This is a genomic window from Longispora albida DSM 44784 (genome assembly GCF_000379825.1).
Classification (GTDB): Bacteria; Actinomycetota; Actinomycetes; order Mycobacteriales; family Micromonosporaceae; genus Longispora; species Longispora albida.
The window spans coordinates 202,859-219,861 of sequence record NZ_KB903833.1; the positions used below are offsets into that span (position 1 = coordinate 202,859).

Sequence of the window (17,003 nt, forward strand, 5' to 3'; positions counted from 1 at the left end):
GCAGCCTGCTTCCGGCCCGGGCTCGGTGCCAGGTACGCCGCCTGCGCCCTCGCCGCCCGCCCTACCTCGCGGCCCCGCGCCCGCGCCGCGCGCCCTGCTTCGCGGTCCCGCGCGGGGCGAGCTGTGCCGTGCGGCCGGAGCCACGGAGGCTCTGGACCGCGAGGGTCAGCACGCCGGCCGTGACGATCGCGGCCAGGTTGATCAGGAGCTGGACGGCGGAGCCGGCGGCCTCGTCCGGTGCCCGGTAGGCCAGGGCGACGGCGGCGTTGGCTGCGGCCGGGACGGTCGTCACGGAGATCAGCACGCCGACGAGCGCCCCGGACTTGGCCGAGGTCAGCGACAGCATCCCGGCCACCCCGGCCAGGAAGCCGACGATCCAGCTCAGCGCGTCCGGCCGCCAGATGAAGCCGGTCAGCGGGCGTTCGGCGAGGAGCATGTCCCTGCTGACCAGCCCGAGGGCGTCCAGCCCCCAGGTGGCGGCCATCGCGAACACCATCGACACCGCGAACCCGGCGGCCAGGGCGACGAGCGAGCCCCGGATCAGGTCGGCGCGGCGCCGGACGAGCCCGATGCACAACGCCGCGAGCGGGCCGAACTCCGGGCCGACGACCATCGCGCCCACGATCAGGATCGGCTGGTCGAGGAGCACGCCGATCGCCGCGATGATCGTGGCGACGGTGAAGAAGGTCAGGTACGTGACGGACAGGTGGGTTTCCTCGCCCGTGCGGTGCTCCAGTTCCTCCCAGACGACCGCGTCGGCCCCCAGCCCCGGGGCTGCCTCGGCCGCCTGGTCGGCGGCCGCCGACAGCATCACGTCGACGCCCTCGATCGCGATGGAACCCTTCTCCTCGATGCCGAGCGCGCGCAGGGCGTCGAGGACGTCGTTGCTGCCCTCGCGGGCCACGTCGCAGAGGACGACATCGCCCTCGGGCTCGCGGGCGGCGCCGGGCAGGACGATGAGGTGGGTGACGGCCGGGTCCGCGCGGAGTACGTCGACGACCTGGTCGAGGTCCCCGTTCGGCGTGATGATCCTGAGGTGCAGCACACCGGGGAGACTAGAGGATCACGCGCCCCCGGAGGATGATCCGGGCTGGTTCACGGACCACGGTGAGGTCGGTGCGGGGGTCGCGCGGGTAGACGACGAGGTCGGCCGGGCCGCCTTCCGTCAGGGTCCCGAAGCCCAGCCACTCGCGGGCCTTCCAGGAGGCGGAGGCGATCACGTCAGCGGCCGGGATGCCCGCCCGCTCGTGGAGCAGGATCATCTCCTCGGCCGCGAGCCCGTGGTTGATGCCGCCGCCGGCGTCGGTGCCGACGAAGATCGGCACGCCGGCCTGGTGCGCGGCGGCCACCACGTCCGGGAAGCCGCGCTGGAGGGCCCGCATGTGGGCGGCGTACCCGGGGAACTTCCCGTCGGCCTGCGCCGCGATCCCCTCGAACGTCTCAATGTTGATCATCGTCGGGATGAGGACGGTACCCTGGGCCGCCATCTGCCCGATCAGGTCCACCGACAGCCCCGTCCCGTGCTCCACCGAGTCGACCCCGGCCTCGACCAGGATCCGGACGGCCTCCTCGTCGAACGTGTGGGCTGCGACGCGTACCCCGGCGGCGTGTGCGGCTGCCACCGCGGCCTTCATGGTCGCCTCGTCCCAGGCGGGCGCCAGGTCGCCGGCCGAGCGCTCGATCCAGTCGCCGACGAGCTTCACCCAGCCGTTGCCAGCCGCCGCCTGCCGCTTGACGGCGTCGACGAGCGTGGCCGCCTCGTGCTCCTCGCCGATCCCCCGCAGGTACCGGCGGACAGGCGCCAGGTGCCGGCCAGCCCGGGCGAGCCTCGGAAGATCGTCGGCTTCGTCGAGCTCCGGATACGGGAACGGCGAGCCGGCGTCGCGGATACCCAGCACGCCGGCGTCACGGTCGATCATGGCGAGCGCCCGGGCCTCGTCCACTGAGGAGATCGGTTCGCCGCCCCGCCGGATGCCGATGTGGCAGTGGGCGTCGACAAGCCCCGGGATGACGTACCCGCCATCGGCCACAGTGGTGGCTCCCGGAACAGGCTCGTAGGTGACCCGGTCACCCGTCAGCCACAGGTCACGGACCTCGTCGCCGGGAAGCACCACCCCGCGGACATGCAGAACCGCCACACCATCGGTCATAGCGCTTTTCTACCAGGCTGGGTCTGGGAACGAGTCAGGGACGACGCGAAGTGATCCGCGCCGTCCCCGGTACAAAATGAGGCTCTTGAAGTGAGAAGAGTCCTTATGAGGGCAAACCCACGCCGGCAGCCCCACAGGCCAAGAAGCTACTTGTCCTTCTTGAACTTCGAGAAGTCGATACTGGGCAGCTTGAAACCAGGCGGAAGACCGTCACCGGCACCACCCGCGCCAGCACCCGGCGGAAGCTGCGGAGGCAGACCCGGCGGCAGCGTCGGCATGCCGCCACGCGCACGGGCACCCGAAGCGCCGCCGCTCTTCTTCTTACCGTCCTTGCGCTTGTTCTTCTGGGACTTGGTGAAGCTGGCCTTGCCGCGGCCGGGCAGGCCCATCATGCCGCCCATCTGCTTCATCATCTTCTGCGCCTCGGAGAACCGGGTGATCAGCTGGTTCACGTCCGTGACGGTGGTGCCGGAGCCGTTGGCGATCCGGGTCCGGCGGGAGGCGTTGAGCACCTTCGGGTCGGTGCGCTCGCCGGGGGTCATCGACCTGATGATCGCGGTGACCTTGTCGAGGTGCTTGTCGTCGACCTCGGCGATCTGGTCCTTCATCTGGTTCATGCCGGGCATCATCGACAGCAGGTTGGAGATGGGGCCCATCCGGCGGACCGCGAGGAGCTGGTCGAGGAAGTCTTCGAGGGTGAAGTTCATGCCGCCCATGAGCTTGGCGGCCATCTTCTCCTTCTGGTCGTCCTCGAAGACCTTCTCCGCCTGCTCGATCAGGGTGAGCACGTCGCCCATGCCGAGGATGCGGGAGGCCATCCGGTCCGGGTGGAAGACGTCGAAGTCCTCCAGCTTCTCGCCGGTCGAGGCGAACATGATCGGCTGGCCGGTGACCTGGCGGACGGACAGCGCGGCACCACCACGGGCGTCACCGTCCAGCTTGGACAGCACGACACCGGTGATCCCGACGCCGTCGCGGAACGCCTCTGCGGTGCTGACCGCGTCCTGGCCGACCATCGCGTCGATGACGAACAGGACCTCGTCCGGGCTGGTCACGTCGCGGATCGCGGCGGCCTGGGCCATCATCTCGGCGTCGATGCCGAGGCGGCCGGCGGTGTCGATGATGACGATGTCGCGCATCTGCCGCTTGGCGTGCTCGATCGCGTTCTTCGCGACCTGCACCGGGTCGCCGACGCCGCTGCCGGGCTCCGGGGCGTAGACCTCGACGCCTGCCCGCTCGCCGAGCACCTGGAGCTGCTGGACGGCGTTGGGCCGCTGGAGGTCCGCGGCGACCAGCATCGGCTGGTGGCCCTGCTCCTTGAGGTGCAGGGCGAGCTTGCCGCCGAGCGTGGTCTTACCGGCACCCTGGAGACCGGCCAGCATGATGACCGTCGGGGGGTGCTTGGCGAACTGGAGCCGCCGCGCCTCGCCGCCGAGGACCGAGATCAGCTCCTCGTGCACGATCTTGATGACCTGCTGCGCCGGGTTGAGGGCCTTGGACACCTCCGTGCCCCGGCAGCGTTCCTTGATCTGGTGGATGAACGCCTTCACCACCGGCAGCGCGACGTCCGCCTCGAGGAGCGCCATCCGGATTTCCCGGGCTGTGCGGTCGATGTCGGCGTCGCTGAGCCGGCCCTTGCCCTTGAGCTGGGCGAAGATGCCGGAAAGCCGGTCGGAGAGCGTGTCGAACACGTCAGGATCCTTCTTGCTGGGGCTGGGGTGCGCGCCGGTCCAGCTTACCCGTCCCGTTCCGCCTGACGGGTTTTGGCCGAACCGTGCATCCCGGCTCCGTCCGGCCCGTACCGAATCCGGGCAAAACGCGCGCGAGGGCCAGGCGGGAGTGCGGTGTGACGTAGCTAATAATGTTCCGATGCACATCCCGTACGAGCGGTACTTCGACCTGCGCGCCATCCCCAAGGGCGGCATGGCGCTGGACTCCTACGAGTACCTGAGCCAGGTCACCGCTTCGGCTGTGGAGAGCTCGCCGATCTGGGACGCGCACACCCACCTGGGTACCGACACGGACGGCAAGACGCTCACCGCCGAGGCGCTGCTGGCCGACCTGGCCCGGTTCGACGTGGCAGGGGCCGTCGTGTTCCCGTTCAACGACCCGGACCAGGGCGAGGACTTCGGCGTGCCGAACCAGCGGATCTGGGACGCGTGCCTGCCGTACTCCGACCGGCTGGTCCCGTTCATGCGGCTCAACCCGCACGGGCCGTGGGAGGCGGAGTACGAGCGGTGCCTCGCCCGTGGTCACCGGGGCGTCAAGCTGCACCCGCGCGCCCAGGAGTTCGACATCGCGGCCGGCGTCGTACGGGGGATCTACAAGCGCGCCGCTGACGACGGCCTGCCGGTGCTCGTGCACACCGGCTACGGCATGCCGGCCATCTCGCAGGACGTGGCGGCGGTGGCCGAGGCGTACCCGGAGCTGAAGCTGATCCTCGGGCACGCGTCGTTCATCGACATGCCCCGGGCGCTGAGTGTCCTCAAGCCCTACCCGAACGTGTACTTCGAGACGTCCGTCGTCCGGATGTACGACCTGTTCCAGGTGCTGCGCGAGGTCGACCCTGGCCGAGTCATGTACGGCTCGGACAAGCCGTACTCGTCGAGCACCGTGTCCCTCCAGGCGATGGGCATCATGGCCTCGCTGGCCGGCGTGGCCCCTGAGCGCCTCCCCGATCTGTTCGGCGGCAACCTGCTCCGGGTACTGGGCGTCACCTCGAAGGTCGCGGCATGAGGACTGTCATCAAGGGCACCGACGTCCGCGAGGTCTGCCAGGAGGTCGTCGACCGGGGCCTGCACCCGGAGGAGGTCGACGTGGACCTCGGCGACGGCCGGGTGCTGCCGCTGGTCCTCGACGACCCGGCGCACTTCACCCTCTACGTCCGGCTGTACTCCCGCGCCCTCGCCGCCCGTAACCTCTTCCTCTCCGGGAACGTCCGCCGGACACTGTGGGAGATCGGCGCGGCCCTCATCGCCGCCGACGAGCCGCCCTGCTTCCTGGAGGGCGTGTACCTGGCCGAGATCCGGGGCGCGCTCGCCAACGCGGAGGACGCGCTGCGCACCGGGCAGACGAGCAGCAAGCACCACGGGCCGTACGCGTCGATGACGATCGCCGAGAACTTGTGCCTGATGCGGTTGTTCCGCCGGCAGACGTTCCCGATGTCCGGCATCCCGCAGCAGGCTCAGCCATCGATTTCGGACTCGACGGCGGCGCGGGTGTAGCGGCCGGTCAGGTAGAACACGTCGACGGCCGAGCCGCCGTACGTCGCGACCCGGGCCGAGCGGACCTGCGCTCCGGCCCGGGCCAGCGCCGCGGCGATCCGGTGCAGGAGGCCGGGCGCGTCGGCGGCGCGGACCTCCAGGATCTCCGCGTCGGTGGCGTCCGCACACCACACCAGGCGCGCTCCGGGCACCCCGGGCACGGCGAGCCCCGGCTGCGCGATGGCCTGCCGGAGCGTCGTGGCGGCGAGCGCGGGGTCTGGCGGATCGCCGTACCGTGGCCGGATCTCGCAGTCGAGCAGTGCGCGGCCGTCACGGCTGGCGATGTCGGCGGCCAGCACGTCCAGCCGGAGCCGGGCGAGGGCCCCGGAGACCGCGGCGAGCAGCCCGGGCCGGTCGTCCGCCCGCACGGTGACCCGGCCGGCGCCTATTTCCACGTCTGGTCCGGCGAAGCGGGCCGGGTCGGCGGCAGGTGCGGGCAGAGGTCCGCTGTCCAGGTAGGACCGCACCCGGCCAGCCAGTTCCGCTACCAGCTTGTCCTTCCAGCCCGACCAGGCAAGAGGCCCGGTCGCCGCCGCGTCCGCCAGGGTCAGTGCCCAGAGCAGATCGAGAAACCCCTCATCCTGTACCGCGTGAGCCACCGGAGGCACCGTCGCCGGGTCCCCCAGATCCCGCCGCGTCGCGGTGTCCGCGAGCAGCAGATGGTGCTCCACGAGCCGGGCGGTGACGTCAGCGTCACGGCCGGACAGCCCGATCCGGGCGCAGATCCGCCGGGCCGGGCCGATCCCCGCCAGGCTGTGGTCACCACCGAGCCCCTTGCCGATGTCGTGCAGGAAGGCCCCGAGGGCCAGCAGGTCCGGCCGGTTCACGTCGCGGGCCGAGCGGGCCGACTCGGCGGCGGCCTGCACGAGGTGACGGTCCACTGTGTACAGATGCACGGCGTCGTACTGCGGCAGGCACCGGATCCTGTCCCACTCCGGCAGCCACCGGCTCACCAGCCCGGCCCTGTCGCACGCCTCCCACGCGCCGACCAGCCCCTCCCCCGCGCCGAGCAGCGTCAGGAACGCCGCCCGCGCCTCCTCCGGCCACGGTTCCGGCAGCGGCGGGCTGTGCTCGGCCAGCCAGGCCAGCGTCGAGGCGGTGATCGGCAGCCCGTGCACGGCAGCTGCGGCGGCGACGCGGAGCGCGAGTACCGGATCGTGCCGGCTGGCAGAGCGGGCCAGGCACACCTCGCCGCCGTACTCGACCACCCCGTCGGCGAGCGGCCGGCGCGGCTCCACCACAGCGGGTCTCCCCCACCGCGCGACGGCCCGCCAGGCATCGTCAGCCGCGTACGCGATTGTCCGGGCGTCGTCGGAGACGCGGCGGAGCAGGGCATCCCTGCCGGGTACCCCCAAAAGGGCGGTGACCGGATCTCGCAGCTCAGCGAGCATCCGGTCGCAACGGCGGCCCGCAGCGTGGTGCAGGGCCTCCCTGACGTCACGCAGGCGGGTGGCGGCGCGGGCTGCGGCACGCGAGGGGATGGTGATCTGTGCGAATCCGATGCCGCGCAGGACCACCGCGTCCCGCAGCCCGCCGCGTGCCTCCTTCAGATCCCCTTCCAGGAGGAACGCGAGCTCGCCGCGATCACGCCACCGCTGCTCGGTGAGCTCGCGGAGCGCGGCGAGCCGCCTCGGTGCCCGCGCCCGCCAGTCGCCGGCGGCGGCCCCGCGCAGCCGGGCGGTCAGCGCGGGATCGCCGGCGATGTGCCGGGCGTCGAGCAGGCCGAGCGCGGCCTTCACGTCGCGTTCAGCGACGGCGAGGGCCTCGTCGACGGTGCGGACGGCGTGGTCGAGGGGCAGTTTCTCCGCCCAGACCGGATACCAGAGCTGGTCGGCGACGGTCGCGATGCCGGGCCAGCCGTCGTGCAGGAGCAGCAGGTCGAGGTCGGGGTACGGCGGGATCTCGCCACGGCCGAGGCCCCCCACGGCCACCAGCGCGATCCCGCCACCCCGCGGAAGGAGCCCGGCCAGCCAGCCATCGAGCATCCGGCTCCGTTCCGCGCCCTGAGCCCCCGCGACCCGTTCCCGCACGACAACCCCTACAGGGCGTCGAGGCCGCGTTCGCCGGTCCGGACGCGCACGACGTCCTCGACCGGGGTCACCCAGACCTTGCCGTCGCCGATCCGGCCCGTCCGGGCCGCCGTCACCAGCGCGTCGACCACCTTCCCGGCGTCGAACTCGTCGATCACGACCTCGATCCGGATCTTCGGCACGAACTCCACCGTGTACTCCGCGCCCCGGTAGACCTCGGTGTGGCCCTTCTGCCGGCCGTAGCCCTGGACCTCGCTGACCGTCAGGCCAGCGACGCCCAGGCTCGCCAGGGCCTCCTTCACCGCGTCCAGCTGATGCGGCTTGATCACCGCGGTGACCAGCTTCATGTTCACTCCGCCCCCACTGTCTCTGCGCGCTTCTCTTCTTCCCTGACCGGGGCCTGCGGCGCGATGCCGGCCAGCGCGAAGGCCCCGCCCCCGGCCGGGCCGCTCAGCTCGTACGCCGACTCGGCGTGCTCCGCCGTGTCGATCCCCTCGGCCTCGGCCTCGGCGGAGACCCGGAACCCGATCGTCTTGTCGATCGCGTAGCCCAGCAGCCAGGTGACGGCGAACGAGTACGCGCCGACGGCCGCCACGGCCAGAGCCTGCTTGCCGAGCTGCGCGATGCCGCCGCCATACAGCAGGCCGTTGATGTCGCCCGTCCCGCCGGAGAGCGTGGTCGCGAAGAAGCCGATCAGGAGGGCACCGACCGCGCCGCCGACCAGGTGCACGCCAACCACGTCCAGAGAGTCATCAAAACCCAGCTTGTACTTGAGCCCGATCGCCAGAGCGCACACCGCGCCCGCGATCAGCCCGATCGCGATGGCCCCGATCGGCTCCACAGTGGAGCACGCCGGAGTGATCGCCACGAGTCCCGCGACCGCGCCGGACGCGGCACCCACAGCGGTCGGCCTGCCGTCGCGCATCCACTCCACCACGAGCCAGCCGAGCAGCGCGGCCCCCGTCGCGACCTGCGTGTTGATGAACGCCATGCCGGCCAGGCCGTTCGCGCCCAGCGCCGACCCCGCGTTGAAACCGAACCAGCCGAACCACAGCAGCCCGGCACCGAGCAGCACCATCGGCACGTTGTGCGGCTTCAGGCCCTCCCGCTTCTTCCAGCCGAGCCGCTTGCCGAGCACGATCGCGAGCGCCAGGCCCGCGGCACCCGCGTTGACGTGGACAGCCGTACCACCGGCGAAGTCGAAAGCCTTCAGCTTGCTCAGGATCCAGCCGTCAGCGCCGAAGACCCAGTGCGCGACCGGGAAGTACACGATCGACACCCAGAGCGTGACGAACACCAGCCACGCGCCGAACTTCGCCCGGTCGGCGATCGCCCCGCTGATCAGGGCCGGCGTGATGATCGCGAACATCAGCTGGAACGCGGCGAACGCGAGCACCGGGATCCCGTGCCCCTCTGCCCCCGTCACGCCGTCCAGCGCCCCGCGCAGCCCGAGCGCCTCGAACCCGCCGAACAACCCGCCGTACCTGTCCGTCGTGAACGCGATGCTGTACCCGTAGGCCACCCACAGCACGCTGACGACCCCGACGGTCGCGAAGCTCATCATCATCATGTTCAGCACGCTCTTGGCCCGCACGAGCCCGCCGTAGAACAGGGCGAGGCCGGGCGTCATCAGCAGCACCAGAGCAGTGGACGCCAGCACCCAGGCTGTGTCACCAGAGTTGATCGGCGGCACCGGCCGCCTCCTTTCATGACCCCCTCCCGGCAACGCCAGCCGAACCGTCCCCCGGCCACGGCCGGGGACGCTCAGCTGCGCTGGAAAGGGCCACGCTGCCCTGGCGGCCCCGCTCCTTAGGGGCCAGCGCCGGATGTCACCCACCTAACATCGCGGTTGTTTCAGCCACCTGCCAGCCACGATTTCCACCGTGTTAATTGGGTTGGGCGGGCTGGCCGCTCCGTCTGGTTCCCTTCGCGCTCCGGCCCCAGGGGGCCTCCGCGCGAAGCGAACCGCGGCCAGCCCGCCCAACCCGTGCCCGGGCGCCGTTACCCATGCGACGTCTGCCGGCGCTTCACGGTTAGACCGGTTGTGGTTGAGCTGTAGGAACCTCTGTGGTTGATGTGATTGGTTCGCTCTGAGCTACCCCGCTCTGGGGCGTCCTGAAAGCAAACCTGTGCGCAGGTCACCGCACAGGTCCAAGGCTGGCCCACTCAGGCCCGCCGGCTGGCCCTCGACCTGGCGAAGGCCACCGCTGCCGCAGCCAGTACCAGCACCGCGACCCACAGCGGCAGGTACGAGGCCGGCCCGCTCCTGCCCCGCCGGGGAGAGGCGGACGGGCTCGCGGTGGGCAGCTCCGCCTCCGGTACCGTCACGGCCTCGTACGGCGACAGGCGGCCGTAACCGTACTGCGGATCGCGCCCGGCCGGCCCCGCGTCGCGGGCGGTCGCCGTCAGCCGGCGCACGACCCCGGCCGCGCTGAGTTCCGGATAGCGCTGGCGGATCAGGGCAGCCGTGCCGGACACCATCGCGGCTGCCGGGCTGGTGCCGGTCGCTGTCGAGTACCCGGTCGATCCGGCCACAGTCCTCGACGTGATGCTGGTGATGGACTCCGCCGGGGCGGACAGCGCGGCTTCGGGACCCTGGGCGGAGTACACGGAGAACGAACCGTCCCGGCTGAGGCCCGTCACCGCCAGCACTCCCGGGGACTTCGCGGGCCACGCGAGGTTCGTGAAGCCGTCCGCCGTGTTACCGGCCGCCGCGACGATCACGGCATCCCGGCTCGCCGCGTACGTGATCGCCGCGTCCAGTTCCGGCCCCGGCTCGTCGTCCGTGCCGATCGAGATGCTGATGACGCGCGCGCTCCGGTCGGCGGCCACCCGGATCGACTCGGCGAGGGCTTCGCTGAAGGAGCGCGCGCTGTTTCCGGGTACAACTGGCAAGATCTGGGCTGCCGGGGCAATGCCCTGGACCGCACCGTGGGCGGCGATGATCCCGGCCATCTCTGTCCCGTGCCCGGACGGGTCGGTCCGGCCGTCACCGGGGCCACCGGTGACCACGCCCGGGAGCACCGTGCCACCGCCCAGATCCGGGTGGCCACTGTCCACTCCGGAGTCGATCACGGCGACCGTCACGCCCTGACCCGTCACGCCCATCGCGTGCAGCTCGGGGACACGGAGCACGTCGAGATACCACTGCTTGGCCCTCAGGCCCGGGTCCGGATCGGCGTGAGCGGCAGACGCCGGGGCCGAGACAGCGAGGGCCACCAAGGCCGTCAGGAGGCAGGCACGGGGCCGGCGGATCGCAGTCATCCGCATCATCCGGCTACTTCCGGGGCCCCTTGCGCTTCCGCGCCGCCCGCCGCCCCTCGTCGCGCTTCCTCGCCAGCTCTTCGTCGCGCTCGACCTCCGCGTCGGCGGCGCGCAGCTCAGCCGCGTATCCGGCGTCGGTGCGCTCCAGCCCAGCGAGATACCGCTCGCGGCGGCGGGACTCGCCCACGAAGATCCAGGCCAGCGTCGCGACGACGATCACGAACGTCAGGACGAAGTCCACCGCGGACGGGACGCCAGCGGCCCGCAGGCCGATCGTGACGAGCACCGCCGCCCCGATGCCCAGCGCGAGCCTGGCCACCGAACGGGCGAACGTGCCCAGGTGAACTCGCGCCGGGAGCGGTCTCATCTGTTCGGATCCAGCTTCTGGTCCAGCTCCTCGTCGGAGTACTGATGGGGATCCTTGCCGTAGTCGGCGCCCGACTTGCCGGCATTCGCCCCAGCGGTCAGCAGCTTGCCGCCGGCCGGGGCCCAGGTCCGCCAGTCGGTCACCATGTCCTTGAACATGTGGCCCGGCGTGTTCCAGCCCTTCATGAACTGCCCGCCCGGGCCACGGCGCTGGAAGTTGGTCTGCACCCGGCGCATGATCCGCGGGTGCATCTTCTTCAGCACGCCCTGGAGCCGCTTCAGGATGTTCACGATCTTCGTGATGAACGTGGCGGCCCGGCTGGTCGCCAGCGAGGCCTGCACCGTGGTCGCCGCACCGGCGGCGGCCGTCGAGGCGCCGGCCGTCGGCACGGCAGCGGCCAGCGCCGCCGTCCACGTGTAGACCAGCCACTCGATGAACGTCGAGATCAGGCCGATGATGAAGGCCTGGGCCGCCTCCATGACCACCTTCGCGATGTTCATGATCATGGTGAGCTGCTTGACGTCGTTGCCGATCCCGGCGACCCCGTCGGCGAACTCCTCCAGCCGCTTGCGCGCCACGTCGGCGGTCTTGCCCTCCCACCCGATCAGGTCGTCCCTGGCGGCCTGGCGGATCTCCTCGGCGAGCGGGCCGAGCGCGTTGCCGACCCGCTCCCACTTGCCGACCTCGCCCTCCATCCGCTCCGGGTTCCCCGTGACCAGGCCGAGCAGGTCCTCCAGCGGCTGGACGATGTCGATCAGGAAGGTCAGCCCGGCGGTGATCAGGAAGTTCAGCGGGTCGGCGAAGTAGGTGACGGCGTTGAGGCCGATGGCGGCCGCGCTGCCGGAGATGTTGAACAGCTCCGACCAGTCGGCGTCGCCGTTGCGCATCTTGTCGATGGAGACCTTGATGGCCACGCCGTCCGAGACGACCGGCACGTCCTTCGTCGGGTCGACCCGGATGACGTCGGCACCGCCGGCCGTCACCGAACCCGAGCCGCCGTACCCGTCCCAGTCACCCTTGACCCCGAACGGCCCCCAGGAAGACTCGCCTTCCTTGACGTCGTTGGTGACGTCGCTGTCCTTCTTCGGATTGGTCACCGGCCAGCCCTCCCCTCACCGTCCACGATGGACTAGTCCTTCAGCAGGCCACGGATACCCTTCAGGGCGTCCGCGATGGCCTTGTCGTTCTCCTTGTACTGGCTGGCGGAACAGGCCAGCGACACCGCACGGTCCTTGAGCGCGTCGCCCATGTCCCCGAGGTGCTCGTAGATGCCCTCCGCGTAGGACCAGTAGAGCTGGGCGAAGCCGCAGTACCCGAGGCCGCCCCAGATGTACCACTCCGGGTTCGCGTCCTGGGCCAGCTTCATGATCTCGGCGGCCTTGCGCTCGATGTCGGCCAGCTTGCTGGCGCACTGCATGACCGCTTCCGGCTCGACCTTGTAGTTCATCGCCTGCCGCCCTCCGATCCGCCGTAGCCCGATCCGCTCTCGCCGGGGAGCATCCCCTCCGGGATCGCCGACTCGACCATCTCGCGGATGTTCAGCGCGGGGCCGGTCAGCTCCTGCACCAGGCTCGCCATCTTCAGCGAGGCCTCGACGTGCGCCTGCTGGACGGTCCCCTGGACGATCCGTGCCACGTTCGCCGGGCCGTGCCGGAGAACACTGTCCTCGATGGAGATCTCCGTGACGGCGCCCTGTGCGACCGTCACGCTGACCGCGCGGTCCGGTGAGGTCACTGTCGTGCTGAGCACCGCCAGCTCCTCGGTCAGCCGGGCATAGCCGGCCAGCTGGCGTTCCGCCTCGGCCTTCAGCCGCTGGGGCAGCTCGGCCAGCTCCGCCGGAACCTCGGGGCCCTCGCTGTCCGCCAGCTCCTCGGCTGCCAGCTCCTCAGCCTCCGGGCCGAGGTCCGGCAGCGGCTCGGCCGCCGGAACGGGCGGCAGGCCACCGCTGAGGATGTCCGCCAGGCCGGCGCCGGCCCGGGACAACCCGGCGGTCTCCGCCGCCAGCTGCTCCTGGAACCGCGCAGCGGCCGTCCGCAACGTCTCCGTGATGGCCTGGCCGAGCGCCTGCCCGCCGAGCGGGATCGCCCGGCTGCTCAGCTCCAGCTCGGTCAGCGCGCCGCCCGGGCCAGCCGTCACGGTCACCGCGTGGTCGGGCGAGGTGACGGTCACCGACATCCGTGCGACCTGCTCGGCGAAGGCGCGAGCCTCCGCGAGCTGCGCCTCCTGCCGGGCCCTGTCCCCGGGGCTGGGTGCGGGACCCGAGGGTCGCTGCCCAGCCCGCGCACCGAACTGCCCGGATCCCTGCTGCCCAGATCCCGGCTGGCCGTACGGCGCGGTCACCGCCCGCTGCCCGGCGGGGGCGGCGGGAACCCAGGCGGCGGCACGCTACCGGGAGGAAGGCCCCCCGGCGGCTGCCCGCCAGGAACCTGCCCGGGAGCCTGCCCTGGGAACTGACCAGGCACCCCACCAGGGAACTGCCCGGTGATCTGCCCGGTCTGCGGACCCTGCGGACCTGGGATCTGCCCGGTGGAGAACTGCCCCGTCGGCGGCTGGCTGCCCGGCCCGAAACCGCCCTGCGGCGGAGGCTGGCTGCCCGGCGGAGGCGGCGGGAAGCCCGGGCCGCCACTGCCCGGCGGCGGGAACGGCGGGCCTGCGCCACCCTTGGGGCCCTTGCCGCGCGACCGGCGGCGGAGCAGCACCACGAGCAGCACGATCGCGGCGATCACCACCAGCCCGATCAGGCTGAAGACGATCGTCGGCACGATCCAGTCGTCGCTGGTGTCACCAGGGTCGGCGTAGTCGCCCTCGAAGCCGCCACCGGCCCGGGGCGTGGTGCTCGCGCTCGAACCCGGGCTCGCGCTGCCGGAAGCCTTCGGGCCCAGCAGCGGGTTGGCCTGCACATCCGGCACGTTCGCCGTGAGAGCGCCCTCGGGGTTGACCACACCGAAGCCGTACTGGGCGTCGCGGCCGGCCGGGCCCTTGTCCGTTGCCGTCCTGATCAGCCGGTTGACGACGCTCGCCGCGTTCATCTGCGGGTACTTGGAGCGGACCAGGGCCGCCACGCCCGAGACGATCGCCGTCGAGTCACTCGTGCCGCTGCCGGCCGAGTAACCGGTGGCCCCGCTCGGGGCCTGGCGGGAGTCGACGTTCGCGATCTCCTGGGCCGGGGCGGCGATGACCGCCTGCGGGCCCTGTGCGGAGCCGGACCAGAAGCTGCCCTGCTTGTCCGTGCCGGTCACCGCGATCACGCCGGGCAGCGCTGCCGGGTACTGCACGGTCCGCTGGCCGGCCTTGGTGTTGCCGGCCCCGGCGACCAGGACGACGTCCTTGGAGATGGCGTACTGGATCGCCGACTCCAGGTCCGAGTCCGTGTTGGCGCCGGCGAAGGACATGCTGATGACCTTCGCGCCCTTGTCGGCGGCCAGCCGGATCGCCCGGGAACTCGAAGCCGTGCCGGTGTTGTGGTAGATCGAGAGGATCTTGGCGCCCGGGGCGACCCCGAGCGCGTTACCCGGGCCGCCGCCCTTGGCCGCGATGATGCCGGCCATATGGGTGCCGTGCCCGTCGGTGTCACCGGAGTGCGGGGCGCCGGAGTTGTCCAGCGCCGCGCTGACCTGGCCCGCCAGGTCCGGGTGCCCGGCGTCCACGCCCGTGTCGATCACGGCGACCAGGACACCGGAACCGGTGGAGATCTTCTGGGCCGCCGGGATCTTGAGCTGGTCGAGGTACCACTGCATCTGGCGGATCTCCGCCGCGGCGGCCGGCTGGGCGCTGCCCAGCAGGACCGCCGCGACGGTGACCAGGGTGGCCGCCAGCGTGGCCGGCCCGGTGCGCGCGATGCGCCCGGACCGGCCACCCTGGCGGGACACGCCAGAACTCACTTGAGTACTCCGCCGGAGAGGTTGTCGTTGTCCGCGCCCCACGGGTCCTCGTCCTCCCTGAGCCAGGTCGCCTGCTCGCCGCCCTCAGGACCTCCGTGGCCCCCGGCGCCCATGCCGCCACCCATCATGCCCATGCCCATGCCTGCCGCGCCACCGCGCATATCCGCAGCGTACTTACCAGGCGAGGACAGAACCGGCCCACCGGCACCGCCGCCCACCGCGCCCGGCACGCCGCCACCAGCACCGCCGGACCCGAAGGCACCCGTACCGGAGCCCACGCCGCCACCGCCGCCGTAACCGCTGGTCGAGGACAGCCCCGTGTTGGGGTTGGCGCCGGCCAGACCGGTGTTCTCCGGGTTCGGCCCGTCCCACTCCGGGTACGGGCTGGGCGTGAAGCCACCCGGGTCACCCGGCTTGTACCCGCCGGGGTACTCCGGGGTGTAGTCCCCCGGCCGCCCGCCCGGAGGCAGGGTGCTGTCCGGGTACTTCGGGTCGAAGCCCGGGGGCTTGGTGTCGAAGCCGGGCGGCTTGGTGTCGTAGCCCGGGGGCTTCGAGTCGAAGTTCGGCGGCTTGCTGTCGAAGTTCGGCGGCTTGGAGTCGAAGTTCGGCGGCTTCACCCCGGGCGGCGTGCTGCCAGGCGGCGTCGTGCCGGGTGGCGTGGTGCCGATCGGGGTCCGGTCGTCGACCTTGAGGTCGGTGGCACCGGGCTGGAGCTCGACGTAGATCCGCGGCCGCTCGGCGTCCATCGCGCCCGGCAGCTTGACGGCGTTGCCGGAGGTGCAGTAGCCGAGGTTGTCGTTGTACCAGTTCGCGATGTGCCCCTGGGTGTCCCAGACGCCACCGCGCGCGTTGGAGTGGTTCTTCTCGCCGGGCTTCATCGAGTACTCGAGGTCGATGTCGTCGGCGATCCGCTTGAACGCGCCGTCCTCGTAGGAGGACGGGTCCTTGGCGTAGTCGCTCAGCAGGGAGCTGAGGAGGCCGCCACGGTCGGCACCGTCGTCGGCGCCGTCGAGGTTCGTGTCGTTCGGCAGGCTGTACTCGTGGTAGCCGGCGTCGTCGCGCAGCGGGATCGGGATGCCGTTGATCCCGTCCACGATGTTCTTCGACAGCAGCTCGAGGGCCTTGCCGACGTCGGTGGCGTCACCGGACATCTTGGTGACCTCGCCGGCCAGCTTGCCGACCCGCTCGCGGTACGCGTCGGCGCCCTTGCCCGTCCAGGAGGCCAGCGCGCCGGTCAGGCCCATCGTGGGGCTGCCGCTCGGCGTGTTGGTCTCGCCGGTCAGCGCGTCCTGGAGGTGGTCGATCATGATGCCCAGGTCCCGCCACACGACCGCGAGTTCCGCGACCTTGTCCGGCTCGGACACGAGCGTGATGTTGCGGATGAAACCTTCCCAGCTCATCTTCGCCACGATTGCATCCTTTCCGGTCAGGCGGGCGGTACGGGCGGCGCGCCAGCGGCCTGTGGCGGCGTGACGGTGTCGAGGATCCGCTCGATGTCCTTGCTGTTCGCGTGGTTGCGTTCCTCGACCGTCTTGTAGTTCTCGACGATCTTGCGGGTGCCCTCGGCCAGCGTCGCGAGCTTGGTCTCGAGGGCCTTGAGCGAGGCCTCCATGTTGCCGTTGGCCTTGATCAGCCCGTCCCAGCGCTCCTTGGCCTCGACGAAGCCGCCGAACGGGGTCACCTCGGCCTCCACCTTCACGGCCTGCCGGGAGCTTTCTGACTTGCTGAGCGTCTTGATCCGGGTGACCTTGGTCGCCAGGATCTCACCGACGTACTCCTTGAGCTGGTCGATGTACTTGGCAGCGTTTTCCAGGTGCTCGACGTCGACGTGTGAGTTCTTGACGTCCGCTGGCCTGCTAGTGCCCATCGGTGGCGTCCCTTTCCTGCGATCCGGGCCTGTGGCGTGCGCGCCAGGCCACCGGGCACCGGGCGCACGGACCCGGGCACCCGGCACCGCTGTCAGCTTGTTCTCGGCGAAGCTCTCAGCGCACCGGGCCGGGACCTCGCCGCGGGCGGCACAGGATCACTGTGCCCCGCCAGGCGAGGCG

At 71.4% G+C, this 17,003-nt stretch carries 16 protein-coding genes; 2 read left to right on the top strand and 14 right to left on the bottom strand.

Annotated features, from left to right (window positions below):
* Positions 1 to 61: 61 nt before the first annotated feature.
* From A3G1_RS0118580 to ffh, 3 genes are all read right to left on the bottom strand, one after another.
* Entirely contained in the window at positions 62 to 1,045 is a 984-nt protein-coding gene (locus A3G1_RS0118580) for a DUF389 domain-containing protein (RefSeq protein ID WP_018350987.1), read from the bottom strand.
* Positions 1,046 to 1,055: 10 nt separating this feature from the next.
* Complete coding sequence (locus tag A3G1_RS0118585) at positions 1,056 to 2,150, bottom strand: amidohydrolase family protein (RefSeq protein WP_018350988.1); 1,095 nt, start codon at positions 2,148 to 2,150, stop codon at positions 1,056 to 1,058.
* A 146-nt stretch (positions 2,151 to 2,296) separates the two neighbouring features.
* Positions 2,297 to 3,841, bottom strand: a complete 1,545-nt coding sequence (ffh, locus tag A3G1_RS0118590; protein WP_018350989.1) for a signal recognition particle protein — start codon at positions 3,839 to 3,841, stop codon at positions 2,297 to 2,299.
* Positions 3,842 to 4,019: 178 nt separating this feature from the next.
* Between ffh and A3G1_RS0118595 the strand changes: the two genes are divergently transcribed.
* Positions 4,020 to 4,886, top strand: coding sequence for an amidohydrolase family protein (locus tag A3G1_RS0118595; protein WP_018350990.1), 867 nt, complete (start codon positions 4,020 to 4,022; stop codon positions 4,884 to 4,886).
* Complete coding sequence (locus A3G1_RS0118600) at positions 4,883 to 5,374, top strand: hypothetical protein (RefSeq protein ID WP_018350991.1); 492 nt, start codon at positions 4,883 to 4,885, stop codon at positions 5,372 to 5,374. The genes A3G1_RS0118595 and A3G1_RS0118600 overlap by 4 nt, the downstream gene beginning before the upstream one ends.
* On the opposite strand, the gene A3G1_RS0118605 is transcribed toward A3G1_RS0118600, so the two are convergent.
* The 11 genes from A3G1_RS0118605 to A3G1_RS0118655 all read right to left on the bottom strand — a co-directional run bounded on the left by A3G1_RS0118605 (position 5,335) and on the right by A3G1_RS0118655 (position 16,822).
* Positions 5,335 to 7,443, bottom strand: coding sequence for a [protein-PII] uridylyltransferase (locus A3G1_RS0118605; protein ID WP_245563527.1), 2,109 nt, complete (start codon positions 7,441 to 7,443; stop codon positions 5,335 to 5,337). The genes A3G1_RS0118600 and A3G1_RS0118605 overlap by 40 nt on opposite strands.
* A gap of 8 nt (positions 7,444 to 7,451) precedes the next feature.
* The gene (locus tag A3G1_RS0118610; protein WP_026212272.1) at positions 7,452 to 7,790 is read right to left on the bottom strand and encodes a P-II family nitrogen regulator; all 339 of its coding nucleotides are present in this window, start codon (positions 7,788 to 7,790) and stop codon (positions 7,452 to 7,454) included.
* A 2-nt stretch (positions 7,791 to 7,792) separates the two neighbouring features.
* Positions 7,793 to 9,073 carry an ammonium transporter gene (locus A3G1_RS0118615; protein WP_211216357.1) on the bottom strand — a complete coding sequence of 427 codons (1,281 nt, stop codon included), beginning with the start codon at positions 9,071 to 9,073 and terminating at the stop codon, positions 7,793 to 7,795.
* Positions 9,074 to 9,609: 536 nt separating this feature from the next.
* A complete protein-coding gene (locus tag A3G1_RS35540; protein WP_157641223.1) occupies positions 9,610 to 10,707 on the bottom strand; it encodes a S8 family serine peptidase in 1,098 nt (365 codons plus the stop codon).
* A gap of 13 nt (positions 10,708 to 10,720) precedes the next feature.
* Positions 10,721 to 11,074 (bottom strand): hypothetical protein, encoded by a 354-nt coding sequence (locus A3G1_RS0118625; protein WP_018350995.1) that lies wholly within the window; start codon positions 11,072 to 11,074, stop codon positions 10,721 to 10,723.
* Positions 11,071 to 12,171 carry a hypothetical protein gene (locus A3G1_RS0118630; protein WP_026212273.1) on the bottom strand — a complete coding sequence of 367 codons (1,101 nt, stop codon included), beginning with the start codon at positions 12,169 to 12,171 and terminating at the stop codon, positions 11,071 to 11,073. The genes A3G1_RS0118625 and A3G1_RS0118630 overlap by 4 nt, the downstream gene beginning before the upstream one ends.
* Positions 12,172 to 12,203: 32 nt before the next feature.
* Positions 12,204 to 12,521, bottom strand: a complete 318-nt coding sequence (locus A3G1_RS0118635) for a hypothetical protein (RefSeq protein ID WP_018350996.1) — start codon at positions 12,519 to 12,521, stop codon at positions 12,204 to 12,206.
* On the bottom strand, positions 12,518 to 13,414 hold the full coding sequence (locus A3G1_RS38735) for a YbaB/EbfC family nucleoid-associated protein (protein WP_157641224.1): 897 nt from the start codon (positions 13,412 to 13,414) through the stop codon (positions 12,518 to 12,520). The genes A3G1_RS0118635 and A3G1_RS38735 overlap by 4 nt, the downstream gene beginning before the upstream one ends.
* Positions 13,411 to 14,955, bottom strand: coding sequence for a S8 family serine peptidase (locus A3G1_RS42115; RefSeq protein WP_018350998.1), 1,545 nt, complete (start codon positions 14,953 to 14,955; stop codon positions 13,411 to 13,413). Before A3G1_RS42115 ends, A3G1_RS38735 begins: the two co-directional genes overlap by 4 nt.
* The gene (locus A3G1_RS0118650; protein WP_026212274.1) at positions 14,952 to 16,364 is read right to left on the bottom strand and encodes a hypothetical protein; all 1,413 of its coding nucleotides are present in this window, start codon (positions 16,362 to 16,364) and stop codon (positions 14,952 to 14,954) included. Before A3G1_RS0118650 ends, A3G1_RS42115 begins: the two co-directional genes overlap by 4 nt.
* A 17-nt stretch (positions 16,365 to 16,381) precedes the next feature.
* Positions 16,382 to 16,822: a hypothetical protein gene (locus A3G1_RS0118655; protein ID WP_018350999.1), complete on the bottom strand. Its 441-nt coding sequence runs from the start codon at positions 16,820 to 16,822 to the stop codon at positions 16,382 to 16,384.
* Between the last annotated feature and the right edge of the window lie 181 nt (positions 16,823 to 17,003).